The following is a 25,315-nucleotide window of genomic DNA, read 5'->3' as shown; positions in this document are numbered from 1 at the left end:
CTCCTGTTGGTCAAGCACGGTCGGCGGCCAGGGTGTCGAGCGCGAGCAGGGCGGCCCCCAGGCAGCCGGCCTCGTCGCCGAGGGCGGCCGCGACGAGCTGCGGCTCACGGTGGAAGGTCATCCGCTCGTGCAGCGCCGCCCGGAGGGGGACGAGCAGCAGGTCGCCCGCCTGGGCGAGACCGCCGCCGAGCACGATCGTTGTCACGTCGAACAGTGCCTGCCCGGTGGCCAGGCCGTCGGCGAGCGCCTCGACGGCCGACCGCCAGACCTCGGCGGCGAGCGGTTCGCCGGCCGCCGCCCGCTCGGCCACGGCGGCAGCCGTCACCGGAGCGTCGGGCCGGCCGTCGGCCAGCTCCGCGTAGCGCCGGCCGATCGCGGACGCCGACGCGACCGCCTCCAGGCAGCCGGGCCGCCCGCATCCGCAACGCGGACCGTCGGGTCGGACCATGATGTGGCCGATCTCGCCGGCCGCGCCGTGCGCGCCGACGGCGGCCAGGCCGCCGACGACGTGCGCGGCGGCGATGCCGGTGCCGATCGCCACGAAGAGCACGTGGTCGGCGCCGCGTCCGGCCCCGAGCCGGGCCTCGGCGAGACCACCGACGCGCACGTCGTGGCCGAGCGCGGTGGGCAGCCCGAGCCGTCGCACCGCCAGGTCCCGCAGCGGTACGTCCCGGAAGCCCACGTTCGCCGACCACACCGCCACCCCGCGCGCCTCGTCCACCACCCCGGGGACCGCGATGCCGATGGCGACCGGGGTGAAGCCGTCGGCGCGGGCCTTGGCGGCCAGCCCTTCGGCCACGCCGAGGATGGTGTCGACCACGGCGGCCGGCCCGCGCGCGGCGTCGGTGGGGTGTCGTTCGGCGCGTACCGCCACGCCGTCCGGCCGGACCAGGGCGCACTTCATGCCGGTGCCGCCGACGTCCAACGCCACGACCACCCGGTCGTCGCGCCCAGCACCGCTCACGCCAGTACCACTGACCGGGACAGGTGTCGTGGCGCGTCCGGGTCGAGGCCACGGCTGGTCGCCAGGGCGACCGCGAATCGCTGCGCCAGGATCAGGTCGGCCATCGGGTCGACCGGGGTACGACCGGCCGACCAGCTCCCGAGCACCGTGCGCCAACCGTGCGTGCGGCTGTGCACGAAGGCGGCGCCGGTGGCCGCGACGTCCTCGGGCAGCCCGTCGGGCAAATCGCCGAACGCCCAGACCAGCCGGCCCGGCGCGGCGACCGAGATGGGACCGTGCCGGTAGTCCATCGCCGGGTACGCCTCGGCCCAGAAGGTGGCCGCCTCCCGGCACTTGAGCGCGGCCTCCTGGGCGAGGCCGACCGTCCAGCCGCGACCGAGGAAGGTGGCCTGCTCGATGGTGGCCGGGTCGATCGGCAGCGGGGAACGCACCGCCACCTCGGCGTCGGCGGCGAGCGCGGTCACCGGGTCGCCGAGGTTCGCCCGGAGCAGGGCCAGCGCGGTCGTCGCGAAACGGGTCTGCACCACCGAGCGCTCGTCGGCGAAGGCCATGGTCACCGCGGCGGCGGCCAGGTCGACGGCGGGCGCCGCCGGGTCACCGACGATGACGGTGGTGGGCGTACGCCCCCGCAGCGCGGCGAGCAGTTCCAGCACCTCGGTGGTCGTGCCGGAGCGGGTGATCGCGATGAGCCGGTCGTACTGGCGGCCGGCGGGGAACTCGGACGCCTGGAACGCGTCGGTCTCGCCCTGGCCGGCCTGCTCGCGGCGGGCCGCGTACGCCATCGCCATGAACCACGACGTGCCGCAACCGACGACGGCGACCCGCTCGCCGGGGCGCGGAAGGTCGTCACGTGCGGCGTTGGACAGCGACGCGGCCTCCCGCCAACAGTCGGGTTGGCTCGCGATCTCCGCGTCCACGTACGCCATGAGTAACTCCTCGCAGGGCCGACCTGTCTGCGCAATACGGCTCGTAAGGGCCGTATTTCGCGCGTTATTCTGCGCGAACCGAGGTGGTCGTGGCAACCGGCCGGCCGATCGCGCAGGCCAGCCTTTTGCGCCAGCCTAGTTTCGCGCACTAGTGTGCACGCAATCAATCACCGACCGTGCAGTTACTGGGAGGGGCCCCCGAGGTGGACCGGTACGCCAGATGGAACGCCCTGCTGGAGATGCTGACCGACAACGGTCGGGTCAGCGTCGAGGCGGCCGCCGAGCGGCTGGACGTCTCCCAGGCGACCATCCGGCGTGACTTCGACCAGCTCGCCCAGCAGCAGATGATCACCAGAACCCGGGGTGGCGCGGTCGCGAACGGTGTCTCGTACGACCTGCCGCTGCGCTACAAGACGGCCAAGCACTCGGCCGAGAAGCAGCGGATCGGCGCTGCCGCCGCGGCGCTCGTCACGCCCGGAACCGTGGTCGGCCTCAACGGCGGCACCACCAGCACGGAGGTTGCTCGGGCGCTGGCCGTCCGGCCGGATCTCAACACCAGTGCCGAGGGCGCCCAGCTCACCGTGGTGACCAACGCGCTGAACATCGCCAACGAGCTTCTCGTGCGGTCCCGGATGAAGGTGGTCGTGGCCGGCGGGGTGGTGCGTCCGAAGTCGTTCGAGCTGGTCGGCCCGCTCGGCGGCGCGTTGCTGCGGGAAGTCACCCTGGACGTCGCCCTGCTCGGCGTGGACGCGATCGACCCGCAGCTCGGCGCCGCCGCCCACCACGAGGGCGAGGCGGCCATGAACAACCTGATGGTCGCGCGCGCCAAGCGCGTCGTGATCATCGCGGACTCGTCCAAGCTGGGCGGTCACGCCTTCGCCCGGATCTGCCCGGTCGAGCGGGTCGAGACGCTGGTGACCGACTCCGGGGCCGCGCCCGAGGTGGTGGACGCCTTCCGGGCGGCCGGCGTGCAGGTCGTCTGCGCCTGAACGGTCACGCTCCGTCGATGAAATGCATCGACCGGCGTGTCACTGCATACCGGGTATTGCGCACCGCTGCATACCGCGTATGGTGTCGGCTGTCACGCCCACCATCGGGGGAGGTGCAGCTTGCCAGCTGTCCTGGAGATCGAAGGTCTACGTAAGACGTACAAGAGTCGTCGACGCGGCACCCGCAACGCGCTCGACGGCTTCGACATGCAGGTCGACGCGGGGCAGGTGCATGGCTTCCTGGGTCCCAACGGGTCCGGCAAGACCACCACGCTGCGTACGCTTCTCGGCCTGATCCGGCCCGACGGCGGACGGATGGCGCTGCTCGGGCACGAGGTGCCCGCCGCGCTGCCCACCGTCGCCGGTCAGGTCGGCGCGATCGTCGAGAGCCCGCAGTTCTTCCCGCACTTCACCGCACGGGACACGCTGTCCCTGCTGGCCGGGGCGGGCGAGGTGCCCGCCACGCGGGTCGACGAGGTGCTGGAGTTGGTCGGGCTCCGCGACCGGTCCGGCGAGCGGGTCAAGACGTACTCGCTGGGCATGAAGCAGCGGCTCGCCGTCGCGTCCGCCCTACTCAAGAACCCGAGGCTGCTGATCCTCGACGAGCCGGCCAACGGCCTCGACCCGGGCGGCATCCGCGAAATGCGCACGCTGATGCGCAATCTCGCCGAGTCCGGGATGACCGTGGTGCTGTCCAGCCACATCCTCGGCGAGATCCAGCTCATCTGCGACTCGGTCACCATCATCTCGCTCGGTCGACGGGTCGCCTTCGGCCCGGTCGACGAGGTGCTCGCCCAGCACTCGTCCGGCGCGGTCCGGGTACGCCTGGAGGCGGTCAGTGACCTGCCGACGGCCACCGAGGCCCTGACCCGGGCCGGCATCCGGGTCACCGGGCACCCGGACCACCTGATGCTGACCGGCGTCGACAAGCCGGCGTCGGTGACCCGGCTGCTAGCCGAGCAGAACCTGTACGTCAGCGAGTTGGCCCCGATCGCGGTCGACCTGGAGAGTGTCTTCCTCGAACTGACCGCCACCGCGCCGGTCCCCGGCCAGCACCGGCAGGTCGACGAGTCCATGAAGGTCGGTGGGACGGGTCAGCCCGGCGCCACCGGAGGAGGGTGGGGCGCGTGAGCCTCTATCGGACGGAGCTGCGCCGGCTGGCCAAGCGGCGCTTCACCCGCTACATGACGCTGCTCGGCCTGCTGGTGCTGGCCGCCGTGGTGGTCGGCGTCTTCTTCACCAACCAGAAGATCGACGCCGGCCAGCTCGCCAAGGCCGAGCGGCAGGCCGACCAGCAGTACCAGGATCAGGTCCGCTGGAGCGAGCAGGAGCGGGTCAACTGCGAGCAGGCCAAGAAGGCCGGCACCTCGAGCGACGGCCGCTACCCCGACGACTGTTCGATGATCACTCCGCCGCCGCGCGAGGAGATCAAGGCGGAGTGGTTCCTGCCGTCGACGTTCAACTTCCGCAAGACGTTCGACGAGACACTGGTCCCGTTCGCGGCGATCCTCGCCCTGGTCGGGTTCGTGATCGGCGCGTCCTTCGTCGGAGCCGAGTGGAGCACCGGCGGCATGATGAACCTGCTGCTCTGGCGGCCGAAGCGGCTCACCGTACTGCTCACCAAGCTGGCCGCGCTGCTCACCGGCATCCTGGCGGTGACACTGCCCGCCGCGGTGCTGTGGTTCGCCGGCTTCTGGGCCGTCGCCAGCTTCCGGGGCAGCACCGAGAAGATGACCTCGGGGGCCTGGCAGTCGTTCGCCCTGACCGGGCTGCGCGGTGTGGCGCTGGTGCTGGTGATCACCACCATCGGCTTCGCGCTGGCCTCGCTGGGCCGGCACACCGCGATGGCCCTCGGCGGTGTCGTGGCGCTGATGGTTGTCGGCCAGTTCGGCCTCGGCATCCTGCTGTCGATGGCGAGCGTCAAGTTCGCCGAGGCGTGGCTGCTGCCCACGTACGCGCTGGCCTGGATGACGAAGACCGTCACCCTGGAGAACTGGCAGTCCTGCAACGCGACCTACTTCGGCGAGTGCAAGCCGGAGACGATGGACATCACCTGGCAGCAGTCCTCCGCCATCTTCTCGGTCGGGCTCGTGGTGATCCTCGGCGCGGCGATCTGGGCGATGCGGCGCCGCGACATCTCCTGATCGACACGTCAACGGCGTAACGTGGCCGGCTCCGACCGTCGGGGTGTCCCGACGTGCGGGGCCGGCCGCGCCGGCTACTGCGACCATGGCCGTCGCTGACTAGGCTGAACGTCATGTCCGCCGACGCCACCCCGGTCGCCCCCGAGCCGTCCACCGACGCTCGTCCGGCCGAGGCGGCCGGCGGCGTCGCGCCGAGCGTGCCGACTCCCCGGGCCGCGCCTTCCGTCGAGAGCACCGACGAGGGCGAGCCGGCCGGGACCGCGTCGTCGGACGAGGCGACGCCTGCCCCGCCCGTCCCCGCACAGGCGGGCCTGACCACCCGCGAACTGGCCATCCTCGCCTTCGAGCAGCAGTGGTGGCGGCACGCCGGCGCCAAGGAACAGGCCGTGCGGGACACCTTCGGCGTCTCCTCGACCCGGTACTACCAACTGCTCAACGGCCTCCTGGACAATCCGGCGGCGCTCGCCGCCGATCCCGTGCTGATCGGCCGGCTCCGCCGGCTGCGCTCGTCGCGGGCCCGCAACCGCCGCCGCTGACGGTGTCGCCGGCACCTGCGGGACGACGGAGCCGCCGCGACACCCGGCAGCGCAGGAATGGAGCGTCGGCCCGCGGGTACGCGACGCCGGTCTCGTCACCGTGGCGCGGGTCAACGGAGGGAGCGGGCTATGAGAGGTACGTCCCCGACAGGACCCGGTCGATGATGCGGGTGCGTTCCGCGTCCGCGCCGGCCCCTGGTCGGCCCGTCAACGAGGACGTGGTCTTCCAGTTCGGTCCGCTGGTCGGTGTCCTGGACGGCGCCACCGTCCCGGACGGCTTCGACACGGGCTGCGTCCACGGCCCGGAGTGGTACGTCCGACACCTGGCCGCCCGGCTCGCGGTGGCCGAGGCGGCCCGCCCGGCGGCCCGCCTGACCAGCAACCTGGCCGCGGCCATCCTCGCCGTCCGCGCCGACCACGGCGGGCAGTGCGACCTCGACCACCCGGGCACCCCGTCCAGCACCGTCTGCCTGCTGCGCGACTGCGGCGACCAGGTCGACTACCTGGTGCTCTGCGACAGTCCGCTGGTGCTCGACGTGGACGGCCAGGTCACCGTGGTGACCGACGACCGGCTGGACAGCGCGATGGCCGAGCTGCGGCAGACCCTCGCCACCGTGCCGGCGGGCGCGTCGGACCCGGTCACGCGCTTCCGGCACGCGGTAAGCATCCAGCGGGAGCGGATGAACCGTACGCACGGCTACTGGGTCGCGGCGGCCGACCCGGACGCGGCCTTCCACGCGGTGACCGGGACGCTGCCCCGGCACGGTTCGGCGGCCCTGCGCCGGGCGGCGCTGCTCAGCGACGGCGCGTCCAGCGCGGTCGAGCAGTTCGGGCTGACCGACTGGGCGGGACTGCTCGACCTGCTGAGCGCCGAAGGCCCGGCCGCGCTGCTCGGCCGGGTACGGGACGCCGAGCGCGATCATCCCGATCGGCTCCGCCGGCACAAGCCCACCGACGACGCCTCGGTGGTGTTCTGCGAGTTCGGGCCATAGGCCAAATAACGACGGAGCGTGAGGAGAAACACGCGAACCGCCCGACCGGCCGGTACCCGTGGCCGGACCGCCATCCGCTGCCCAATGGGGTGGACTTCGGCCGATGGGGCCGGCAGACTGCGGCACGTGGCGAGTGCGGTCCGGCTGGAGCCGGTGGACGAGCGGAATCTGGAGCCGTTGCTCTCCGTAGCGGCTGCCGAGGCCGAGCCGGGTGAGGTGATGCCTCCCGTGGAGGCGCCCGCCGGCTGGTCGCTCGCCCGCCGGGAGGCCTTCCGCGAGTTCCACCGGGCGAGCTTCGCCGGCCTGGACGGCCCGACCGGCTCGCAGATGTACGCGATCCTCGTCGGCGGCGAGGTGGTGGGCATGATCCGGATGACACGCTGTGATGAGCCGGGCACGGTGGAGACCGGCATGTGGCTCGGCCTCTCGGCGCGGGGCCAGGGCATCGGCGCGGCCGCTCTGCGTGAGTTGCTCAACGTCGCCGCCCGCGCCGGAATGCGTGCGGTCGTCGCGGAGACGACGCCGGACAATGTCGGCGCGCTCGCCATCCTCGAGAAATGCGGTGCGAAACTGCGCTCAGAGGGTGGAAAGGTGCACGCCGAAATCTGCCTGGATTCGACGCCGCCGGCTCGCTGAGCGGAACGGATCGGCGGCGACCCCGCCGGGGCCACCGCCGACCGTCCGATCAGGCGGGCAGTCGTACGACGTCGTAGTCGACGGTCGGGCCGGGCTCGACGTCGAACCGGCCGTTGACCACGTAGAGCGCCGAGCCGAGCAGGTCGCCGGTGGCCGGCGACCGCAGCGCCGGGCTGGTGATCTCCCGCCGGACCACCCCGGCGGTGCCGGCGGCGTTCAGCTCGACGACCGCGACGACGTTGCTCAGGTTCCGGATCACGTAGAGGGTGCGACCGCGCAGCACCAGCCCGTCCGCCCGGTCCACCGAGTAGCCGCCGAGGTCGACGACACGGCTGGCGCCGGTGCGCGCGTCGACGCGGACCAGCCGACCGGTCAACATCTGGTCGACCAGCAGGTCCCCGTCGGGAAGCGCCACGATCCCGTTGTTGAACGCGTCTGGCGTGGCGGCCGGGCCGGTGAGCGGCAGTACCCGGGCGGCGGTGGCGGCGGGTAGCCGACCACCCGCAAGCAGCGGTACGACGTACAGCACCGGCCGGGCCGAGTCGGTGAAGTAGACGGCGTGCCGGGTGACCACGAGGTCGTTGACGATGCTGCCCGGCTCGTCGGTGAACCGGTAGTTGGCCAGTTGCCCGCCGGTCGCACCGTCGTAGACGCTCGCCGTGCCGGCGGAGAAGTCGGCGGTCCACAGCCGGCCCTGCGGGTCGAGCTTGAGACCGGCCTTCTCCCGCCCCGGAGCGCCCGCGATGAACACCGAACCGTGTCCGGTACGGAGGTCGCCCCGCCAGACGGCCCCGTTGCCGACCGAGCCCACGTAGACGGTGGTGCCCCGGCCGATCGTCAGCCCTTCGGGGGAGTAGCCGTCGGGCAGGGCGATCCGGGACGGGAACGACGTCCTCGGTTGGGCGTTCGCGCCCGGACCGACCGTGGCGAGGGTTGTCGCCGCCATCAGGGGGACGACGATAAGAGAGAGCAGCCTGCGCAAGAGGGTCACCGCCAGTCGTCGAGTGGATTTCTCCACTGAGGAATGTGCTGCCCTGGTAACGCTCCGCGTACCCCAGAAGGTTGGAGCGATGCTCAGTCCCGCTCGGCGGCGTACGCGGCCAGCCAGGCGACCTGGGCCGGGTCCAGCGACGGGCGGACGCGGTCGCGGGCGGTAGCGACGTGCGCGGCGGTGACCGTGGCGGCGGCCAGCGACTCCCGCATCGCGGCGAGTGCCGCCTCCCGGATCACGGCGGCGCAGTCCGCGGCCGAGAAGCCGCCCAGGTCCGCGCCGAGGGCGGCCAGGTCGACGTCGGGTGCCAGCGGCACGTTCCGGGACGCGGCCCGCAGGATCTCCGCGCGGGCCGCACCGTCCGGTGGTGGCACGTAGACGAGCCGCCCCAGCCGGCCGGGCCGCAGCAGCGCCGGGTCGACCAGGTCCGGCCGGTTCGTGGCGCCGACGACCACCACGTTGCGCAGCGCCTCCACCCCGTCCAGTTCGGTGAGCAGCGCCGCGACCACCCGATCCGTGGTGCCGCCGTCGGTGGCCTGCCCGCGTACCGGGGCCAACGCGTCGACCTCGTCCAGGAAGATCAGCGTCGGCGCGGCCTCCCGGGCCCGGCGGAACAGCTCGCGTACGGCGCGTTCGCTCTCGCCCACCCACTTGGAGAGCAGTTCCGCGCCCTTGACCGAGAGCACGTTCGCCCGGCCCGACCCGGCGAGCGCGGTGACCAGGTACGTCTTGCCGCAACCGGGCGGTCCGTAGAGCAGCACGCCGCGCGGTGGCTGCACGCCGAGGCGGGCGAAGGTGTCCGGGTAGGTCAACGGCCACAGCACCGACTCGGTCAACGTCTGCTTGACCTCGTCCAGTCCCCCGACGTCGTCAAGCGTCACCGACGCCAACTCCAACGTCGACGCGGCCATCGTCGTCGGCCGGACCACCTCCAGGGCGGCGGTGAAGTCGGCCATCGACACCGTGGGCGTCGACGCGGACTTCTGCCGCAGCGCCGCGCGTACCCCGGCCTCCCGGACCAGCGCGGCCAGGTCCGCCGCGACGAACCCGGGGGTACGGCCGGCCACCTCGTCCAGCCGCACGTCGTCGGCGAGCGGGACCTGCCGGGTCAGCACGGTGAGCTGTTCGCGGCGCAGGGGCGCGTCGGGCAGCGGCACGCTGATCCGCAGCGACAGCAGGTCCGGGGCGCGCAGCGCCACGTCGACGGCCTCCGGTCGGCTGGTGGTGCAGACCACGGCGACCCCCGCCCGGACGACCTCCGCGAGCACCTGCCGGAACACCGTGGCCAGCGGACCGGGCTCGTCCGCCGGGGCCACCGCCTCCACGTCGGTGATCAGCAGCACCGCGGGCCCGGCGGTACGGGCCGCCGTCGCGGCGGCGCGCAGCCGGTCGGCGGCGGCCTGGTCGGCCAGCGCGACCACCTCGGGCGCCCACAGCGGGTGTACGCGGGCACCCACCCGGGCCGCGACCGCCCGGACCAGCGCCGACTTCCCGGAGCCGGCCGGTCCGGAGAGCAGCACGCCCAGCGAGATGGTGGTGCCCAGCCGGCCCAGCACCTCCCGGTGGTGGAAGCCGAGGTCGAGGAGTTCGGTCAACTCGTCCGCCTGGGCGCGCAACCCCGGCAGCTCGTCCACGTCGGGCGCGTCCGTCTCGTCGACGGCGTCGACCGTCCCCGGCCGCCCGGCCGGTGGTGGCGCGCCGAGGGTGGCCGGACCCTGTTCCCAGGCGACCACCGTGTCCATGGTGACCAGCGACCCGGCGGACTCCTCGACGGTGACCACGGTGAGCAGGGTGCTCGTCCAGGCGAAGCCGACGCTGGTGGCGAGGCTGCGCCGGGCCGCCTCGACGAGACCGCGCGTCGACGCGTCCGGCAGCACGTCCTGCGGCAGCAGCGACACGTCGTCGCCGGCCGTGACCACCTTGCCGAGCAGGGCGAGCCGGAGCATCTCCGGGCTGACCGCCGCGATCACCTCCACCGGCCCGGCCAGGGTGACCCGGGCCGCCGGGGTCAGCGGCAGCGGCGAGACGCGCACCGACGCGCCGTCCCGTACGCCCAGGTTGCCGAGCGTGAGGTCGTCGGCGTAGAGCAGGGCGCTGCTCGCGCCCGCCCCGGCCGCCGCCACGATCCCGGCGGTCTCCCGGCGACCCGTCAGCCGCACCGGCGAGCCCGGTCGCAGACCCAGCGCGGTCAGCGCCTCCGGGTGCAGCCGCACGATGCCCCGTCGGGCGTCCAGCGCGGCCGGTCGAAGGCTCGCTGTCAGGGTCAGGTCGGGTGGGGCCACCGCCCGACCGTAGTACCCGTCAGCCGGTCACGCCGTTCAGCGCCGCGGATCCAACTCGTCCAGCAGCGACGGGTCGCTTCGGATCAACTCGGCCAGGCGGGCCGCCGGGTCCGGCGTCAACCCGTCCGGGCCGGACGCCCACGACGGGGCCGTCCGCCCGGAGAGCGGCCAGGACGGCGGGGGTTCCACCGGGGCCGCCGGCGGCTCCGGGCCGACCGTCACGTCCGGGCCGTCCCAGGAGATCCGCAGCGGGTACGTCCGACCGTCGTGCTCCACCCGGACGGTCACCGCCAGCCCGGGGTACGCGCCGACGACCTGGCGTACCGCCTCGGTCACCTCCTCGACCGGCCCCCACCCGGCGTCGTCGGCGGGGTCGTGCCGTTCCGCGTGCCGGGCTGGCCCGGCGTTGCGGGCCGGCGCGGTGACGCCCGGCGCGGCGGTCGGGCCCGGTGGTGGCGTGGTGCCGTCACGGTCGTCGGCCCGCCGGCGCAGCGCCTCCTCGCGCCGGGCCAGCCGGGCCAGCGTCTCGTCCAGGTCGCCCCTCACCAGATCACCCCTTCCCGCCACGGCCGGAGCCGGTCGGCTCAGGCCTTCCTGTCCCGGGTGGCCCGGTCCAACGCGCGGTCCAGGACGACCAGCAGGGCGTCCCGCACGGAGAGTCGGTCCCGGGCGTCGAACTGCACCAGGGGTACATGGTCGCCGATGGCCAGCGCCCAGCGGATCTCGCCGAGTTCCAGGGCCAGTCGCCCGTCGAACGCGTTGACCCCCACCACGAACGGCAGACCGGCCCGCTCGAAGAAGTCGATCGCCGGGAAGCAGTCGTCCAGTCGGGCGCTGTCGACGACCACCAGCGCGCCGAGCGCGCCCCGGGCGAGGTCTTCCCACATGAAGCCGAAGCGGGACTGCCCCGGGGTGCCGAACAGGTAGAGCTTGAGGCTGCGGTCGATGGTCACACAACCGAAGTCCATCGCCACCGTGGTCGTGGTCTTGTTCGACCGTACGCCCGGGTCGTCCACGCCGATGCCGGCGCTGGTCATCTCGGCCTCGGTGGTCAGCGGCGCGATCTCGGAGATCGCGCCGACCGTGGTGGTCTTGCCCACCCCGAACCCACCGGCGACGAGGATCTTGACCGGTACGGGTGGCGCGGCCGACGGACGGCTGGTCGGTCCCGTGTCGGCCGGCGGCCGGTACGGAGGTGGCGGCCCGGTCGGCGGTGGCGCGCTGGCCCGTCCGGACGCCGGAGGAGTGCCGGAGGCCGCGCCGTAGCGGGCGGTGGCGCTGTTGCCGGCGAGACCCCCGATCGGGACGACCGGCCATTCAGGAGATCGCACGAAGTCCATCAATCACTCGCAGGATGAGGTCGGGGTCGTAGGCGTCGTTGGCGTCGGTGACGTGCACGTCCAGGTGCCCGGCGGCCCGCAGGTCGCCCACCAGCACCCGGGTCACGCCGAACTGCAGCCGGGCCCGGGCGGAGATCTCGGCTACCGAGATGGGTTCGGCGCAGAGCGCGATGATCGCCTGAAGCTCCGGCGCCAGCAGGCTGACCGGCGTGCCCGTCCAGCGGGCGACGTCGGAGCGGGTCACCTGCGTCTCGAGTCCGATCGCCGGATCGGCGCCGGCCACCCGCCCGGCGGTGAGCACGAACGGCCGCAGACCGGCCGGGCCACTGTCGTCCGGAGCCGGCCCCGGCCCCGGCCCCGGCGCCGGCTCCGGCGCCGCCGACGCGCCGCCCCCACCCGGGTGCGGCGTGCGCAGGTAGGGGCGGATCCGTGCCCCGGGCTCCGGGTCCGGATCCTCGCCGGCGACGTCGGGAGTCACTGCTGAACGGCGTTCTTCAGCTCGGCGATCAGGCGCGGGGTGAGCGCGCCGCCGGCCCGGCCGGCGAAGAGCGTCATCTCGTACGCGACGGTGCCCAGGTTCGCCGAGCGGTCGGCGACGACACCCAACACGGAACCGCTGCTGATAGCGCTGATCAACAGGTATCCGTCGGCCATGTCGACGATCACCCGGTTGAGGCCGCCGAGCGCGTACCAACTGGCCGCGCCCCCGGCGAGGCTGGTCATGCCGGAGACCACGGCGGCCAGACGCTCGGCGTTGGAGCGGTCCTTGATGGCCGACATGGCCATCAGCAGCCCGTCCGAGGAGACCGCGATCGCCTCCAACACCCCGGCGGTGCTGGAGGTGAAGGAGTCCAGCAGCCAGTTGAACGTGCGGGCCTCGGGGCTGAGGTCCCCGGCGGCGGCCGGCTGGGTCTGGTCGACGTTGTCGTGCAGGAAGGGGCTGGTCACCGTGATGATCCTTCTTCGTTCCGACGATCTGGGCTGACTTCGCGGAGAGCGCGGGCGACGCCCGCCTCGAAATCGGTGATGAGGCTGCGCACCTCGGCCGGGTCGCCGAGCTGCGGGCTGGCTGGTGGGTTGGGCGGTGAGACCGTCAGGTTCGCGCCGGGCACGCGCCGACTCAGCCGGGGACGGCCCCGGTTGGTGCCGCCGGTGTCCGCCACGGTCGGGCCGAAGCCGCCCGGGGTGGTGGGCAGGTCGACGGTAGCGCCGGAATCCGCCGCCGTGGGCCCCGCGCTGGTCGGCGGGTCGGTGACCGTCCGCATTGACCAGTTCCCGCCGGGACCATCGGCGGGCGGGGCGCTCGACTCGGCCCGGCGTACGCCGGACTGGAACGCCTCGACCAGCGCGCGGGCGGCGTCCGGGTCGGCGCTGGTGGCGTCGACCGGCCGGCTGGGTGCGGCGGCCGCGGAGAGGCTCGCGCCGGGCACCCGCTGCCGGATCCGGGGGCCGGCGGACGTTCCCGCCGTGGTGGCGCTCTGCGCGACGGCGGCGGGTTGCGGTGTCGTACGGGCGGTCGCGGCGGCGTCCGCCGACTCCCGAGCGCCGAAGGCGTCCCAGGACTCGCCGGACTCCAGGCTGCGGGTGGCCCGGCTGAGCAGGTCCGTGTCGAAGCCGGACGCTGGCCCAGCGGCGGCTGCGGCGACGGCCGGCGCGGCGGTGGCCGGCGCGGCAGCGGCCCCCCGGGCACGAGCGCCCCGGGCGGGGTCGAGAGCCAGCCGTCGTCCCCGGTCCGGTACGGCGGCCCGCGCGACCGTCGCCCCGGCCCGGTCGGCGCGGCGCAGCACCAGTGACGCCTGGGGAATCTCCACCTGGGCGGTCACGCCGCCGCCGACGGTGGCGGCGAGACGCACCTCCCAGCCGTGGCGGCGAGCCAGCCGGCCCACCACGAAGAGGCCGAGCACCTCGGTCGGCGCGAGGTCGAGACGTTCCCGCCGGGTGAGCCGGGCGTTCTCCTCGGCGAGCCGTTGCTCGCTCATGCCGATGCCGTGGTCCACCACGGTGATCCGGGCGCCCGGACCGGAGGTCTCGCCGGTCACCACGACCCGGGTGTGCGGCGGGGAGAAGACCGTCGCGTTCTCCATCAGCTCGGCCAGTGCCAGGACGAGGTCGCCGATGACGGCCGGCGCGGCGGCGACACCCGCCGGCACCTGCACGTCGACGCGGGTGTAGTCCTCGATCTCGCCGAGCGCCAACCGGACCACGTCGGCCAGCGGAACCGGCGCGGTGTGCGCGTCGGCGCCCGCCGAGCCGGAGAGCACCACGAGGCTGCCGGCGTTGCGGCGCAGCCGGCTGGAGATGTGGTCGAGCCGGTACAGGTGCTCCAACCGGCCCGCGTCGGCCTCCTGCTGCTCCAGCCGGTCGATCAGCGCGAGCTGCCGGCTCACCAGGTTCTGGGTACGCCGTCCGACGTGTCCGAACATCTGCGCCACGTTGCGCCGGCCGGCGATCTGCCGCTCGACCAACTGGGCGGCGGTGTTCTGCACCCGGTCGAACGCCCGGGCCAGGTCACCGATCTCGTCGCTGGAGGAGATGACCACCGGCTGCAACCGGACCGACTGGGCGCTCTCCGCCTCGTCGTCGGTGACCCGGACCAGCTCCGCCTCCGCGACCCGGGCGACCCGGTCGGCGGAGCGGGTGAGCTGGGTCAGCGGTCGGGCCACCGTACGCGCCACCGCCGCGCTGAGCAGCACCACCAGCGCCAGGATCAGCGCCGCCGCGCCGGCCACCAGGTAGGCGGCGGTGAGCGCGCGCCGCTGGTCGGCCTTCACCTCGGCGAGAACGTCGGCGACGATCTTCTTCTCGACGAACTGACCGAGCCGGATCATCGTGCGGACGGCGGGGAACAGCGCCTCCATCGGCACGTCGCGGACCGCCCCGGCCGGGTCCCGGGCGCTGGTGATCAGGAAGTCGGGGCTGGTACGCGCGGCCACGGCGGCGTCGTTGAGCTGGGCCACCTTGAGCTGCTCGGGCGTGATCAGGCTGCGGAAGCGCGCGTTGTCGACCTGGAGGGCCGCGATGCACGCCACGTAGCCGGCGGTGGTGTCCGGAGTGCCGATCGCCTTGACGAGGATGCTCAGCGTGGCGCAGGCGCCGATGCCCTCGTCGGCGCGGAGCAGCCCGTCCAGGGCGAGCACCTGGCGGCCGGGCAACGTCTCGGTGTCCACACTGAAGACCAGCCGGAGCGATCCGATCAACTCCCGGTTGACCGGGCCGAAGGCGTCCATCACCTGGCCGGGGTTCGCGCTCCGGGCCAGTACCGCCCTGCGCAGGTCGCCCAGCCGGGAAATCCCGTTGAGCGCGTGGTCGACCTGCTCGGTCAGCGCGTCTCCGCCGTCGGCCCGCAGGTCGGCCACCCGGTCGTCCACGTCGGCCGCCTTGCGGATCACCTCGGAGCGTTCGACCCGGCCGAGGAGGAAGCCGATCGACAGGATGCGCTCCTGCTGGAGGTCCTGCACGAGGCTGCCGACCCGGCTGGCGAGCCGTACCTGGTTGGTGATGTCGGCGGCGCGCTGGGCGGCGGCCACCCGGTCGAGCACCACGGGCACCGCGAGGCCGACCATGCTCAGCAGGGGAATTACCACGAGCAGCGCGAGCTTCCCGCGGATCCGGAGCCTAGCGAGCAGCATCGAACGGCCCCCACTGTTCGGCGACCGGCTCGTGGGCCGCGCCCACCGGTTGCAGCGGTCGGAGGTCGGTCGCGGCCGGTGGTTGCCAGGGGTCGCCGGGCGGCGGGGTGGCCGGGGTCGTGGCGTCCGGCGCGGCGGCCCGCCGGCGTGTCCGCCGGTCGGCGGCGATCAGTAGTACGGCGAGCCAGATCAGCACCAGCGCGGCCACCCCGGCCGCCCCGGCGGCCAGCCACCGGTCCCGGGCCAACCCGTCGATCCGTTCGGTGAGCAGGGTGTCCAGCTCGCCGAGGATGACGGGCTGAAGTTGCCGGGCGGCGTTGCGCGAGTTGAGCGCGGTGGCGGCCAGTTGGCCCTGGTCCACCGTTCCGGAGGCGCTGGGCGTCGAGTACAGGGCCATCGCCTCCACCGACCGCTGGTAGGCGTCGAGCGGGGTCAGCACGTTGGCGCCCAGGTCGGTGCTCTCCGAGTTGTCCACGGCGGAGCGCAGGTTGTCGACCGCGTCGGTCGCGGGCGCCAGGGCGGCCACCCGCAGGCCGGTCATCTCCATCAGGCTCCGGGGTCGTTCGGCGGCCGGTCGTCGAGCGGCGAGCACACCCAGGTCGGCGAGCCGGCCGGCGCCCACCACCGCCTCGGGCAGCTTCTGGCCGGCGCTGTCCTGCAGGAAGAAGGAGTCGGCGCCCGGGTCACGGCCCAGCCCCGAGCTCTCCCGGACCTTGCGGTGCAGGGCGAGCAGCAGGTCGGTGACCTCGCCGTACGCGGTGTAGGCAGCCTCCGGGTCGGCGGGGCTGCGGTCGCGCAGCGCCTCCAGTTTGGCGCGTAGCCCGGCCCACCGTTCCTGCGTGCGCAGTTCTCCGCCGATGCGGGCGTCCACCGCGGCGGCCTGCTCGACGGCACGGGTCAGGGGCTCGCCGGGGACGGGACGGCCGGCGACGGCGGTGGTCTGGGCCTCCACCAGTGTCTCGGTGACCGGGGCCAGCGCGCGGAGGTACTCCACGCCGAGTCGTTCCCGGTCGGCCAGGCTCCGATCGTCGCCGGTGTGTCGCCAGGTGGACGCGAAGAGCGTGCCGACCGGCGCGAGCAGCGCGACGATGAGCAGCAACGGCAGCGAACGGCCGAGCATGGACGTTCGTCGACGGGCCCGCGGCGCGGGGACTGTCATGGGGTGTCTCCTCCGGCGTCGGGCGGGGGATCGGCGCGGTGTCGGGTTCGCCGACAAGTCCCGTCCACCGGACCGGAAAACTAATCGAACCCCAGGCGAGCTGGCCGGTTGCGACGAGTCAGGTTTGCGTCAGTTCGAGCGATGTCACCGTTCGTCAGGGTTCCGGGCACGCTCTGTCCGGTTCGTTGGTGTGACATGAAGGCATCGAGGGTGATATCCGCGAAAGATCGGAATTCACAGGATCCGAAGTCAACTCACTGGCCCGCCACGCCTGATGCTCGGTCGCACCGGACCGGTTCACCGATCGGGGCAACCGGACGGACGTACGGCGGATCTCAGCCAATGCTCAGGCTGCGCGCCGTACCGTGTGCCGCATGAGATCGCCGTCGCCGGCCGCGTGGTTCCGGCGTGCCCTGCCCACCCGCCGCCGCACGATCGCCGCAGCGGCGGTCGTCGTGTTGCTGGCTGCCGCCGTGACCTGGGCGGTGTGGCCGCAGGGATCGGACGTCCGCACGCAGAGCGCGATGCTCACCGTCCGCTCCGGACCGTCCGGCGACGCCCCCGTTGACCTGGACACCACCCTGTACCTCCCGTCCGGCGCGTCGTCCGGCCGGAAGGTCCCCGCGGTCCTGCTGGCGCACGGCTTCGGCGGCACGAAGGAGTCGGTGCGCTCGGACGCGGAGGAGTTCGCCGGACGCGGCTACGCGGTGCTCACCTGGACCGCGCGGGGCTTCGGCCGCAGCGGCGGCGAGATCCACCTGGACAACCCGGACTACGAGGTGCGCGACGCCCAGCGGCTGCTGGACTGGCTGGCCGCCCGGCCCGAGGTGCGGACCGACGCCCCCGGCGACCCGAAGGTCGGCGTGGTCGGCGGCTCGTACGGCGGCGGCCTGGCGCTGCTGCTGGCCGCCCAGGACCGCCGGGTGGACGCGATCGTCCCCATGATCACCTGGAACGACCTGTCCCGCGCCTTCCTGCCGGAGAGCACCGGCGGGGCGCCGACCGAGGGCGTGTTCAAGAAGGGCTGGGCCGGCCTCTTCTTCGGCGGCGGCGGCAACGTGGGCAGCGGCCCGGCCGGGCTCGCCGGTACGACCGCCGCCCAGCCCGAAGGAGCGCCGGCGTCCGCCGGTCCACCGAGCCCGGGGCCGGGCGCGGGTCCCGGAACCGCGTCCGGTGGCCTACCGGCCGGTGCCGCCGACCCGTCCTGCGGGCGGTTCGCGGCCGACGTGTGCGCCGCGTACCTGCGGATCGCCACCGCGGGCCGGGCCGACCAGGCGGCCGTCGACCTGCTGCGCCGGTCCAGCCCGGCCGGTGTGCTGGACCGGATCAAGGCGCCCACCCTGCTGGTGCAGGGCGAGGCGGACACGCTCTTTCCGCTCGGCGAGGCGGACGCGAACGCCCGGGGGATCGCCGCCGCCGGCACCCCGGTGCGGGTCGCCTGGTTCACCGGCGGGCACGACGGCGGCAGTGGACCGCGCTCGGACTCCGACCGGGTGAAGTTCCTGACCGTCCAGTGGCTCGACCACTACGTCAAGGGCGAGGGCGACGCGCCCGGCGACGACTTCACCTGGTCCCGGATCGCCGGGTTCGACGCGCTCGACCGGGGTCTGGTCGCCACCGGCTTCCGCCGCGCCGACTACCCCGGCCTGGCCGGCAACGCCCGCCGGGAGGTGGCGGTCGCCGGTCCGGCGCAGCCGATCGCGAACCCGCCGAACGGCAACCCGGCCGCCATCTCCTCGATTCCGTTCGCTGGCGGCCTCGCCTCGCTGCTCGACGGGGTGGCCGGCGACGTGCCCGGCCAGCACGCGCGTTTCGAGTCGACGCCGCTCACCGAGGCGGTCGACGTGGCCGGCGCGCCCACCGTGACCGTGCGGGCCGCCTCGCCCACCGGCGAAGCGGTGCTCTTCGTCAAGCTCTACGACGTCGACAAGGACGGCGCGGCGACCCTGCCGAACGGCCTGGTCGCGCCGATCCGCCTCACCGGCCTGCCGCAGCGGGTGCAGGACGCCCGCCCGGTCACCGTGACGCTGCCCGGGATCGTCCGCCGGATCGAGGCGGGGCACCGGCTGCGCCTGGTGGTCGCCAGCTCCGACCAGGCGTACACCACCCCCGCCGCGCCCACCGTCTACACGGTTGCCGCGGACGGCGCGGTCAGCCTGCCCACGGTCGACGGCGAGCCGATCCCCACCGCGGCGACCGTCTGGCGCTGGGTGCTCGCCGGCCTGCTCGCCGCCATCGTGATCGGGCTCGTCGTGGTCGTCGCCGTCGTCCGCCGCCGGCATCGCCGCCAGGACCGCTCGGTGCATCCGGAGTACGCGGACACGCCGCTGGCCGTGCGCGCGCTGCGCAAGGAGTACGCGGACGGGTTCGTGGCGGTGTCGAACGTGGACTTCGAGGTGCACCCGGGTCAGGTGGTGGGCCTGCTGGGGCCCAACGGCGCGGGCAAGACCACCACCCTGCGGGTGCTGATGGGGCTGACCCAGCCGACCGCCGGGGAAATCTACGTGTTCGGTCGTCGGCTGGTGCCCGGCTCGCCGGTGCTGTCCCGCATCGGGGCGCTGGTGGAGGGGCCGGGATTCCTGCCGCACCTCTCCGGCCTGGCGAACCTGCGGGCGTACTGGCGGGCCACCGGGCGACCGGCCGAGGACGCGCACTTCGACGAGGCGTTGGAGATCGCCGGGCTGGGCGACTCGGTGCACCGGAAGATCAAGAACTACAGCCACGGCATGCGCCAGCGGCTCGCCATCGCCCAGGCCATGCTGGGCCTACCGGAGCTGTTGGTGCTGGACGAGCCGACCGACGGGCTCGACCCGCCGCAGATCGCCGAGATGCGCCGGGTCCTGCAGCGGTACGCCACCGACGGGCGGGCGGTGCTGGTCTCCAGTCACCTGCTGGCCGAGGTGGAGCAGACCTGCACGCACGCGGTGGTGGTCAACAAGGGCCGGATCGTGGCCTCCGGGCCGGTCCAGGAGATCGTGGGCGAGTCGCCGAGCGTGCTGTTCGACGTCACCGATCCGGAGGCGGCGCGGGCCGTGCTGGACCGGCTGCACGGCGTACGGGTGTTGCCGGAGAGCGACGGGCAGTTGGTGGTGGACACCAACGGCACGGCCCGCAGCGAGGTGGTGGCCGAGCTGGTGCGCGCCGGCATCGGGGTGGACCGGGTGGTGCCCCGGCGACGCCTGGAAGACGCGTTCCTCGCCCTGGTGGGCGAGAACTCTCGGGGAAGCGGTGACCGGTGATGGCTGTTGTCGACGCGGGTGAGGCCCGGGGCTACCGGCCGTCGGCCACCCTGCCCTTCGCGGCGGAGTTCCGCCGGCAGGCGTCCCGGCGGCGGACCCAGCTTGCGCTCGGGTTCATGGTGCTGCTGCCGCTGATCATCCTGATCGCCTTCCAGTTCAACTCCGGCGGCGACGACGACAACGGCAACAACGAGTTCGCCAGCCTCGTCGACCTGGCCACCTCCGGCGGGCTCAACTTCACCCTCTTCTCGATCTTCGTGTCGGCGTCGTTCCTGCTGGTGGTGGTCGTCGCGCTGTTCTGCGGCGACACGGTGGCCAGCGAGGCGAGCTGGGGGAGCCTGCGCTACCTGCTGGCGATCCCGGTACCCCGGGCCCGGCTGCTGACGGTGAAGCTGGTGGTCGCGCTCGCGTACTCGGGTCTGGCCCTGGTGTTGTTGGCCGGCACCGCCCTGCTCGCGGGGACCCTGCGCTACGGCTGGTCGCCGCTGCGCAGCACGGTGGCCGCCGAGTTGGAGCCGGGGGAGGGGCTGCTCCGGTTGCTGGCCGTACTCGGCTACCTGGCGGTCGTACTCCTGGTGGTGGCCGGCCTGGCGTTCCTGCTGTCGGTGACGACGGACGCCGCGCTGGGCGCGGTCGGCGGAGCGGTCCTGCTGTGGATCCTGTCCAGCATCCTGGACCAGATCACCGCCCTGGGCGGGCTGCGGGACTTTCTGCCCACCCACTTCAGCACCGCCTGGCTGGGGTTGCTCTCCACACCGGTGCAGACCGACGACGTGGTACGCGGCACCATCTCGGCGATCAGCTACGCGACGCTGTTCTGGGGGTTGGCGTTCTGGCGCTTCACCCGCAAGGACATCACGTCGTAGGCGTCCGCCAGGCGCTGACGCCGATCCGCCCGGTGTTGCCCACGTCGACCGGGCCGTCCGGGTCGACCTCCTCGGCCGGCTGACCGGCGGCGGGCGCCACCGTCAGGTACGCCCCGTCGGTGGCGACCACCGTCGAGTCGGTGACCAGGTTGCGCCAGAGGACGCTGGCGATGGCCCGTTCGCCCTTTTGCAGCGTGATCGGCTGCGGTGGCTGGTCGTAGCCGGACGTGATGTCCTTCGCCCCGTTCTGCACCGCCAGGATGATCGGCTTGCGCTGCTCGTCGAGGACCCACACGCTCGGGTACCCGTTGAGCCGGTACGGGCGGTCACCGCAGTTGACCAGCTCCAGGCCGAGGGCGCGCAGCCCCATCGCGGCGTCCCCGCCGGTCGAGCGGATCCGGACACCGGATGCCGGGCACTCGGCCACCGGGGCGACACTCGCCGACGGGGTCGGACTCGTCGTGGAGGTGGCCTTGGGCGGCGGACCGGTGGGGTCGCCGCCCTGCCCGGCGTGATCGCGCGGCACGCAGGCGCTGAGCGTGACCAGCAGAGCGGCCCCCGCGCCGATTCGTCGCCCCCAGGCGTTGCGGAAGATCATCTCCTGATCCTCGCGCACCGACGCCCTCGGCCGCTGCCCGGGCGGTCGTCGTTCGCGCTAGATCGCCGCTGTGGGCCTGCCGATGCCAAGATCCGCGCAACTTCCCTGTTGTTGCTGCTTGCGGCGCGCGGGAGGCAGCAACAACCCTGATGTTGTGCGGATCTTCGGGCGCTGAGGGGGTTGGGGTGTGGTTACCCGGTAGCCGATGCCACGTCGTCGTCCGGCTCGCACAGCCTGTCGGGGTGGTCGGTGGGCAGGGCGCAGCGGGCACCGCCGGGCAGTCGGTGGTCGCACCAGACGCGGGTACGCACGAACTGGCGGTCCTCCTCGCTCAACGTCGTCTCACCGAAGTCGATCGCGGTGACGTGCCCGAGCGAGTCACGCAGCGCCTCGGCCAGCGCCCGCGCGCCGTCGACGCTGGTCAGGGTGGTGGGTAGGTGAACGATCCAGCGTGGCGGTACCTCGTACTCCGTCATGGTTCTTCCCTTGGTTCGGGCAGCGCCGGTCCTGGGTCCGGCGTCAGGTGGTCGCTCCGGACAACCCTTCGGTGTACGACGTGAGCGCCTCCACGGCCGCTGTAAGGCTCTCAGCCATCAGGTCGAGCTGTTCGGCGGCCCGGGACCACTGCCCGCTCGCCGCCTCGGCGGCCAGGTCGGGCTGGCCGGCTTCGGCGAGTTGCTGCCGAGCCGTGGTGATCCGCGCCGGAAGCTGACCGACCCGCGCGGCGGCGGCACCAAACTGGTCGCGGGCGGTGTCCAGCACCTCGACCAGGTCGCCGATGCTGGGCTGGCCGGCTGCGGTGCGTAGCCGGCTCGCACCGTCGCTGAGCTGCCGTTCCGCGTCAGCGGCCAGGTCGAGCGCATCGTCCCCGCGACGCCGCGCGTGCCGGATCGCCGGGTGGGCACAGCCGGCGCTGGTCCGCTCCAACAGGACGGTCGCAGCGGCTACCGCGAGGTACGTCTCGCGCAGCTCGCCGGCCACCTGCTCGACTTCCCAGGCGGCGCTCGCCTCGGTCACGGTCACGGGGGCCTCCTCTCGCATTGATGGGTGCCGGAGCAGCGCGACAACCAGCTCGGATGGGGGACATCCGAGCCGCCCTGTGCGCTGCCCCGGCCTGGGTCCGGGGCTTCCCGGAGTGACGAACCAACCCTGGTGCCAACCCGGGAGGCTCGTTTTCACGCTATTCCACCTAGTGACATAGGTCAACCATGTTCTTGAGGGTGGATCGCGTGTCGTGATCAGATGGGATTGCCAACCCGGGAGGACCGCCCATGCCCGCGATCCCACTGAGCTACGTCGACATCGCTGCGGATATCACCGCTCGTATCAAGGCCGGTGAGTATGAGCCGGGTGCCAAGCTGCCGTCCTATACGCAGCTCGCCGACCTCTACTCGGTGTCGTTCTCGACCGCAGCGCGTGCCGTTGCGCTCCTGCGTGACCGGGGTGTCGTTGTCGGCGCACCGGGGCGCGGAGTCTTCGTCAAGGAGTTGGATTCCGGCAAGTCGTGACGGGTGGACCGCGCTGCAGGTGGTCCGGAGGTTGTCGCTCAAAGTGATAAATGGGCATGCCTGGCTGAGAAGCCTTGGTCGCCGAGTGGCGGCAGCCCGGTGCGGTGACTCGCGTCGCCGCACCGATGGCAGTCGCATGCCCCATTTTCGGGGCAGCTCGACAGGGTGCACGGACACCACCCCAGTCGGTACGTTGAGGACTCGGGAGCGCTCCCAGCGGCGGGGCGATCACCGTGGTGGGCGGTCAAAACAAGGCAAATCGCAGCTTCGGCCTCGCGCGCTTCAGGTTCTTCCGCCGGGGATTTTCCCACTAGCAAGGAATTTATTAACATCGATGGCTTGAGGCCCCACCATGGAAGAGATCTGTTCCCTTCGATGGAGGTCTCCATGAACGTCTCTCGGCTCGGCGGGCCGACCCTGTCCCTCTTCCGCATCGTGATCGGCCTGCTGTTCACCCTGCACGGCCTCGCGTCGGTCTTCGGGTTGTTCGGCGGCAACTCGACGACCGGCAAGGCCATACCGCTCGGCACCTGGCCGGGCTGGTGGGCCGCCCTGATCCAGCTCATCTGCGGCGCGCTGGTGCTGGTCGGACTCTTCGCCCGACCCGCCGCGCTGCTCGCGTCCGGCTCGATGGCGTACGCCTACTTCGTCGTGCACCAGCCGGACGACCTGCTGCCGCTGCGCAACGGCGGTGAGCTGGCAGCCCTCTTCTGCTGGTCGTTCCTGCTGGTCGCGACGCTCGGCGCGGGCCCGTGGGCGCTCGACTCGGTGCTCTTCAAGCGGCGTGCCGAGGTGCCGTCGATGGCCGAGCCCAGCCCGGTCAACGCCTGACCGACCCGTAACGCGCGTCGCCGGAGCCTCGGCGTGTCGGCTCCGGCGACGCGTGCGCGGACGGGTCAGCCAAAGGGCGTGGACAGGTCAGTCAAGGGCGTGGACGGGTCAGGCCGCAGGGCGGGGAGTGAGGACCGCGTCCAGGAGGCCGGGGTAGAGCTTGTCCACCTCGTCGCGGCGCAGTCGGACCAGGCGGCTCGTGCCGGCGGCCCGGGTACGCGTCAGGCCGGCCTCGCGCAGCACCTTCAGGTGGTGGCTCCGGGTCGCCTTCGAGACGCCGAAGTCGAAGCTGCCGCAGGCCGCCTCGCCGCCCTCGGCGAGCGCCCGGACGATCTGCAACCGCACGTCATCGGCGAGCGCGGCCAGTACGGCGGTGACCGGTACGGCGGTCAGGTCGGGTTCGTGCAGCTCCATGTGACCAGCCTAACCCTTGTTCGACAACGATCGAACAACACCCTAAGGTCGGTGTCGTTGGTTCGAAGATACTCGAACATTGGAGCTGACGATGCGATCCCGCGCCGCCGCCTACCCGCTGCTCGCCGCGCTCGCCTGGGGTGCGATGTTCCCGATCCTGGCCACCGCGCTGGCGAGGGTCGACCCGCTCAACCTGACCACCGCCCGCTATCTGTTCGCCGCCGTCATCCTGGTCGGCATCCTGCTGCTTCGCGAGGGGTCTGCCGCGCTGCGCCTCGGCGGCCGGGGAGTCGAGGTGGTGGTGCTGGGTGTCGTCGGCTTCGCCGGCTTCAACCTGCTCACCAACCTGGCCCTCGAACACGCCGCCCCGCAGCAGATCTCCCTGTTCGTGGCGACCACCCCGATCATCACCCAACTGGTCCGGTGGGCCCGGGACGGCGTACGGCCGAAGCCTGCCCTGCTGACCCTCTCCCTGGTGGCGCTCCTCGGCGTCGGCCTGGTGATCACCCGCGGAAGCCTGGCCGGGCTCGGCCAGTTCGGTCTCGGCGGCCTCATGATGATCGGCGCGGTGCTCGGCTGGGCCATCTACACCCACGGCGCGACCCGGTTCGGCGCGTGGTCACCGCTGCGCTTCACCACGCTGACCGCGCTCGCCGGCACGGCCGCCATGGTGGTCGCGAGCATCGGCGCCGACGCCGTCGGGTGGCAGCACGCGCCGGCCGCCGCCGACCTGGTGGCGGTCACCCCCCAACTGGCGTACGCGGTGCTCGTCGCCGCCGTCGTCGCGGTGCTGGCGTGGAACACCGGCGTGCAGCGGCTGGGCGCGGCCAACGCCGCCCTGTTCATGAACCTCGTCCCGGTGACCACGTTCGTCGTGCAGATCGCCCGTGGCTACCGGCCGGAGGGGGTCGAACTGGTCGGCGCGGCGATCACCATCGCCGCGCTGGTCGCCGCGAACCTCGCGGCGCGCACCCGCACCCGGCCCTCGTCGTCGCCCCGGTCGACGGCGGTCACCGATCCCGTCGCGGTAGTCGACCCGGTGGCGGTGGCGGCCCGCTGACCCACTGGCTGGGATGCCCGGTGGAGGCGCCGGGCAACGTTGCCTAGACTTGACGGCACAACTGCATACCTCATCCAGAGGGGCTGAGGGATACGGCCCGACGACGCCCCGGCAACCACCCCGCGCGCTCACCGCTGAGCGACCCGCGGGGCAGGTGCCAATTCCGTCCCCGCCGCACCGTGCGATGCGGGGAAAGATGAGAGGACTCTCG

The 25,315-nt window shown here is 73.0% G+C and carries 25 protein-coding genes and 1 riboswitch; of the genes, 11 read left to right on the top strand and 14 right to left on the bottom strand.

Translation table 11 applies throughout. The features are described from left to right. Positions 1-10: 10 nt before the first annotated feature. A complete protein-coding gene (locus tag ACIBTX_RS12420; RefSeq protein WP_357128836.1) occupies positions 11-964 on the bottom strand; it encodes an ROK family protein in 954 nt (317 codons plus the stop codon). Next, the gene (locus ACIBTX_RS12415; RefSeq protein WP_357128839.1) at positions 961-1,890 is read right to left on the bottom strand and encodes a sugar isomerase; all 930 of its coding nucleotides are present in this window, start codon (positions 1,888-1,890) and stop codon (positions 961-963) included. The genes ACIBTX_RS12420 and ACIBTX_RS12415 overlap by 4 nt, the downstream gene beginning before the upstream one ends. 203 nt (positions 1,891-2,093) lie before the next feature. On the opposite strand from ACIBTX_RS12415, the gene ACIBTX_RS12410 reads away from it, so the two are divergent. From ACIBTX_RS12410 to ACIBTX_RS12385, 6 genes are all read left to right on the top strand, one after another. Continuing rightward, the gene (locus ACIBTX_RS12410; RefSeq protein WP_053654382.1) at positions 2,094-2,879 is read left to right on the top strand and encodes a DeoR/GlpR family DNA-binding transcription regulator; all 786 of its coding nucleotides are present in this window, start codon (positions 2,094-2,096) and stop codon (positions 2,877-2,879) included. Positions 2,880-2,999: 120 nt separating this feature from the next. Beyond that, positions 3,000-4,010, top strand: coding sequence for an ATP-binding cassette domain-containing protein (locus ACIBTX_RS12405; RefSeq protein ID WP_357128843.1), 1,011 nt, complete (start codon positions 3,000-3,002; stop codon positions 4,008-4,010). Then, positions 4,007-5,023, top strand: a complete 1,017-nt coding sequence (locus ACIBTX_RS12400; RefSeq protein WP_357172479.1) for an ABC transporter permease subunit — start codon at positions 4,007-4,009, stop codon at positions 5,021-5,023. Before ACIBTX_RS12405 ends, ACIBTX_RS12400 begins: the two co-directional genes overlap by 4 nt. Before the next feature lie 113 nt (positions 5,024-5,136). Then, positions 5,137-5,559 (top strand): DUF3263 domain-containing protein, encoded by a 423-nt coding sequence (locus tag ACIBTX_RS12395; RefSeq protein ID WP_357172476.1) that lies wholly within the window; start codon positions 5,137-5,139, stop codon positions 5,557-5,559. A gap of 161 nt (positions 5,560-5,720) precedes the next feature. Continuing rightward, positions 5,721-6,551, top strand: coding sequence for a hypothetical protein (locus ACIBTX_RS12390; protein ID WP_357172474.1), 831 nt, complete (start codon positions 5,721-5,723; stop codon positions 6,549-6,551). A 126-nt stretch (positions 6,552-6,677) separates the two neighbouring features. After that, complete coding sequence (locus ACIBTX_RS12385) at positions 6,678-7,187, top strand: GNAT family N-acetyltransferase (protein ID WP_357172471.1); 510 nt, start codon at positions 6,678-6,680, stop codon at positions 7,185-7,187. Between the two features lie 49 nt (positions 7,188-7,236). Here the strand turns inward: ACIBTX_RS12385 and ACIBTX_RS12380 are convergent, their stop codons facing one another. From ACIBTX_RS12380 to ACIBTX_RS12345, 8 genes are all read right to left on the bottom strand, one after another. Then, complete coding sequence (locus ACIBTX_RS12380; RefSeq protein WP_357128858.1) at positions 7,237-8,133, bottom strand: superoxide dismutase; 897 nt, start codon at positions 8,131-8,133, stop codon at positions 7,237-7,239. Positions 8,134-8,261: 128 nt separating this feature from the next. Next, positions 8,262-10,460, bottom strand: coding sequence for an AAA family ATPase (locus ACIBTX_RS12375; protein WP_396832452.1), 2,199 nt, complete (start codon positions 10,458-10,460; stop codon positions 8,262-8,264). A 36-nt stretch (positions 10,461-10,496) separates the two neighbouring features. Then, a complete protein-coding gene (locus tag ACIBTX_RS12370) occupies positions 10,497-11,006 on the bottom strand; it encodes a hypothetical protein (protein ID WP_396832451.1) in 510 nt (169 codons plus the stop codon). A 38-nt stretch (positions 11,007-11,044) separates the two neighbouring features. Then, the gene (locus ACIBTX_RS12365) at positions 11,045-11,800 is read right to left on the bottom strand and encodes an ATP/GTP-binding protein (protein ID WP_357128867.1); all 756 of its coding nucleotides are present in this window, start codon (positions 11,798-11,800) and stop codon (positions 11,045-11,047) included. Continuing rightward, positions 11,778-12,278: a DUF742 domain-containing protein gene (locus ACIBTX_RS12360; RefSeq protein WP_396832450.1), complete on the bottom strand. Its 501-nt coding sequence runs from the start codon at positions 12,276-12,278 to the stop codon at positions 11,778-11,780. The genes ACIBTX_RS12365 and ACIBTX_RS12360 overlap by 23 nt, the downstream gene beginning before the upstream one ends. Then, on the bottom strand, positions 12,275-12,748 hold the full coding sequence (locus ACIBTX_RS12355; RefSeq protein WP_355050923.1) for a roadblock/LC7 domain-containing protein: 474 nt from the start codon (positions 12,746-12,748) through the stop codon (positions 12,275-12,277). Before ACIBTX_RS12355 ends, ACIBTX_RS12360 begins: the two co-directional genes overlap by 4 nt. Continuing rightward, positions 12,745-15,429 (bottom strand): nitrate- and nitrite sensing domain-containing protein, encoded by a 2,685-nt coding sequence (locus ACIBTX_RS12350; RefSeq protein WP_396832449.1) that lies wholly within the window; start codon positions 15,427-15,429, stop codon positions 12,745-12,747. The genes ACIBTX_RS12355 and ACIBTX_RS12350 overlap by 4 nt, the downstream gene beginning before the upstream one ends. Next, on the bottom strand, positions 15,416-16,588 hold the full coding sequence (locus tag ACIBTX_RS12345; RefSeq protein WP_396832448.1) for a hypothetical protein: 1,173 nt from the start codon (positions 16,586-16,588) through the stop codon (positions 15,416-15,418). Before ACIBTX_RS12345 ends, ACIBTX_RS12350 begins: the two co-directional genes overlap by 14 nt. Positions 16,589-16,962: 374 nt before the next feature. On the opposite strand from ACIBTX_RS12345, the gene ACIBTX_RS12340 reads away from it, so the two are divergent. Together ACIBTX_RS12340 and ACIBTX_RS12335 are read left to right on the top strand one after the other, a co-directional pair. Further along, a complete protein-coding gene (locus ACIBTX_RS12340) occupies positions 16,963-19,827 on the top strand; it encodes an alpha/beta fold hydrolase (RefSeq protein ID WP_396832447.1) in 2,865 nt (954 codons plus the stop codon). Further along, positions 19,827-20,693 carry an ABC transporter permease subunit gene (locus tag ACIBTX_RS12335; RefSeq protein ID WP_355050919.1) on the top strand — a complete coding sequence of 289 codons (867 nt, stop codon included), beginning with the start codon at positions 19,827-19,829 and terminating at the stop codon, positions 20,691-20,693. The genes ACIBTX_RS12340 and ACIBTX_RS12335 overlap by 1 nt, the downstream gene beginning before the upstream one ends. On the opposite strand, the gene ACIBTX_RS12330 is transcribed toward ACIBTX_RS12335, so the two are convergent. The 3 genes from ACIBTX_RS12330 to ACIBTX_RS12320 all read right to left on the bottom strand — a co-directional run bounded on the left by ACIBTX_RS12330 (position 20,683) and on the right by ACIBTX_RS12320 (position 22,314). Continuing rightward, entirely contained in the window at positions 20,683-21,291 is a 609-nt protein-coding gene (locus tag ACIBTX_RS12330) for a DUF4232 domain-containing protein (protein ID WP_396832446.1), read from the bottom strand. The two genes, ACIBTX_RS12335 and ACIBTX_RS12330, sit on opposite strands and share 11 nt — an antisense overlap. A 191-nt stretch (positions 21,292-21,482) precedes the next feature. Next, entirely contained in the window at positions 21,483-21,767 is a 285-nt protein-coding gene (locus tag ACIBTX_RS12325) for a hypothetical protein (protein ID WP_357128888.1), read from the bottom strand. Between the two features lie 43 nt (positions 21,768-21,810). Next, on the bottom strand, positions 21,811-22,314 hold the full coding sequence (locus ACIBTX_RS12320; RefSeq protein ID WP_357128891.1) for a hypothetical protein: 504 nt from the start codon (positions 22,312-22,314) through the stop codon (positions 21,811-21,813). 248 nt (positions 22,315-22,562) lie between these two features. Between ACIBTX_RS12320 and ACIBTX_RS12315 the strand changes: the two genes are divergently transcribed. Further along, positions 22,563-22,799, top strand: coding sequence for a winged helix-turn-helix domain-containing protein (locus tag ACIBTX_RS12315; protein WP_396832445.1), 237 nt, complete (start codon positions 22,563-22,565; stop codon positions 22,797-22,799). A 387-nt stretch (positions 22,800-23,186) separates the two neighbouring features. Further along, positions 23,187-23,630: a DoxX family protein gene (locus tag ACIBTX_RS12310; protein ID WP_357128909.1), complete on the top strand. Its 444-nt coding sequence runs from the start codon at positions 23,187-23,189 to the stop codon at positions 23,628-23,630. A 108-nt stretch (positions 23,631-23,738) separates the two neighbouring features. On the opposite strand, the gene ACIBTX_RS12305 is transcribed toward ACIBTX_RS12310, so the two are convergent. Continuing rightward, positions 23,739-24,044, bottom strand: coding sequence for a metalloregulator ArsR/SmtB family transcription factor (locus ACIBTX_RS12305; RefSeq protein WP_357128912.1), 306 nt, complete (start codon positions 24,042-24,044; stop codon positions 23,739-23,741). A 91-nt stretch (positions 24,045-24,135) separates the two neighbouring features. Here ACIBTX_RS12305 and ACIBTX_RS12300 point away from each other — a divergent pair, with 91 nt between their 5' ends. Further along, positions 24,136-25,104: a DMT family transporter gene (locus tag ACIBTX_RS12300; protein WP_357128915.1), complete on the top strand. Its 969-nt coding sequence runs from the start codon at positions 24,136-24,138 to the stop codon at positions 25,102-25,104. Between the two features lie 67 nt (positions 25,105-25,171). Then, positions 25,172-25,307: riboswitch (SAM riboswitch) on the top strand. Positions 25,308-25,315: the final 8 nt, after the last annotated feature.

Source organism: Micromonospora sp. NPDC049359, from assembly GCF_044466585.1.
Taxonomy (GTDB): domain Bacteria; phylum Actinomycetota; class Actinomycetes; order Mycobacteriales; family Micromonosporaceae; genus Micromonospora.
This window is presented reverse-complemented; position numbering and strand designations above follow the sequence as displayed.

What these genes read in the sequence shown, in the direction of transcription:
- ACIBTX_RS12315 (WP_396832445.1), top strand. Translation starts at nt 22,563, where the DNA reads ATGCCCGCGATCCCACTGAGCTACGTCGACATCGCTGCGGATATCACC.
- ACIBTX_RS12415 (WP_357128839.1), bottom strand. Translation starts at nt 1,890, where the DNA reads ATGGCGTACGTGGACGCGGAGATCGCGAGCCAACCCGACTGTTGGCGG.
- ACIBTX_RS12330 (WP_396832446.1), bottom strand. Translation starts at nt 21,291, where the DNA reads ATGATCTTCCGCAACGCCTGGGGGCGACGAATCGGCGCGGGGGCCGCT.
- ACIBTX_RS12345 (WP_396832448.1), bottom strand. Translation starts at nt 16,588, where the DNA reads ATGACAGTCCCCGCGCCGCGGGCCCGTCGACGAACGTCCATGCTCGGC.
- ACIBTX_RS12365 (WP_357128867.1), bottom strand. Translation starts at nt 11,800, where the DNA reads ATGGACTTCGTGCGATCTCCTGAATGGCCGGTCGTCCCGATCGGGGGT.
- ACIBTX_RS12325 (WP_357128888.1), bottom strand. Translation starts at nt 21,767, where the DNA reads ATGACGGAGTACGAGGTACCGCCACGCTGGATCGTTCACCTACCCACC.
- ACIBTX_RS12310 (WP_357128909.1), top strand. Translation starts at nt 23,187, where the DNA reads ATGAACGTCTCTCGGCTCGGCGGGCCGACCCTGTCCCTCTTCCGCATC.
- ACIBTX_RS12350 (WP_396832449.1), bottom strand. Translation starts at nt 15,429, where the DNA reads ATGCTGCTCGCTAGGCTCCGGATCCGCGGGAAGCTCGCGCTGCTCGTG.
- ACIBTX_RS12300 (WP_357128915.1), top strand. Translation starts at nt 24,136, where the DNA reads ATGCGATCCCGCGCCGCCGCCTACCCGCTGCTCGCCGCGCTCGCCTGG.
- ACIBTX_RS12380 (WP_357128858.1), bottom strand. Translation starts at nt 8,133, where the DNA reads ATGGCGGCGACAACCCTCGCCACGGTCGGTCCGGGCGCGAACGCCCAA.
- ACIBTX_RS12340 (WP_396832447.1), top strand. Translation starts at nt 16,963, where the DNA reads ATGAGATCGCCGTCGCCGGCCGCGTGGTTCCGGCGTGCCCTGCCCACC.
- ACIBTX_RS12305 (WP_357128912.1), bottom strand. Translation starts at nt 24,044, where the DNA reads ATGGAGCTGCACGAACCCGACCTGACCGCCGTACCGGTCACCGCCGTA.
- ACIBTX_RS12395 (WP_357172476.1), top strand. Translation starts at nt 5,137, where the DNA reads ATGTCCGCCGACGCCACCCCGGTCGCCCCCGAGCCGTCCACCGACGCT.
- ACIBTX_RS12335 (WP_355050919.1), top strand. Translation starts at nt 19,827, where the DNA reads ATGGCTGTTGTCGACGCGGGTGAGGCCCGGGGCTACCGGCCGTCGGCC.
- ACIBTX_RS12390 (WP_357172474.1), top strand. Translation starts at nt 5,721, where the DNA reads ATGATGCGGGTGCGTTCCGCGTCCGCGCCGGCCCCTGGTCGGCCCGTC.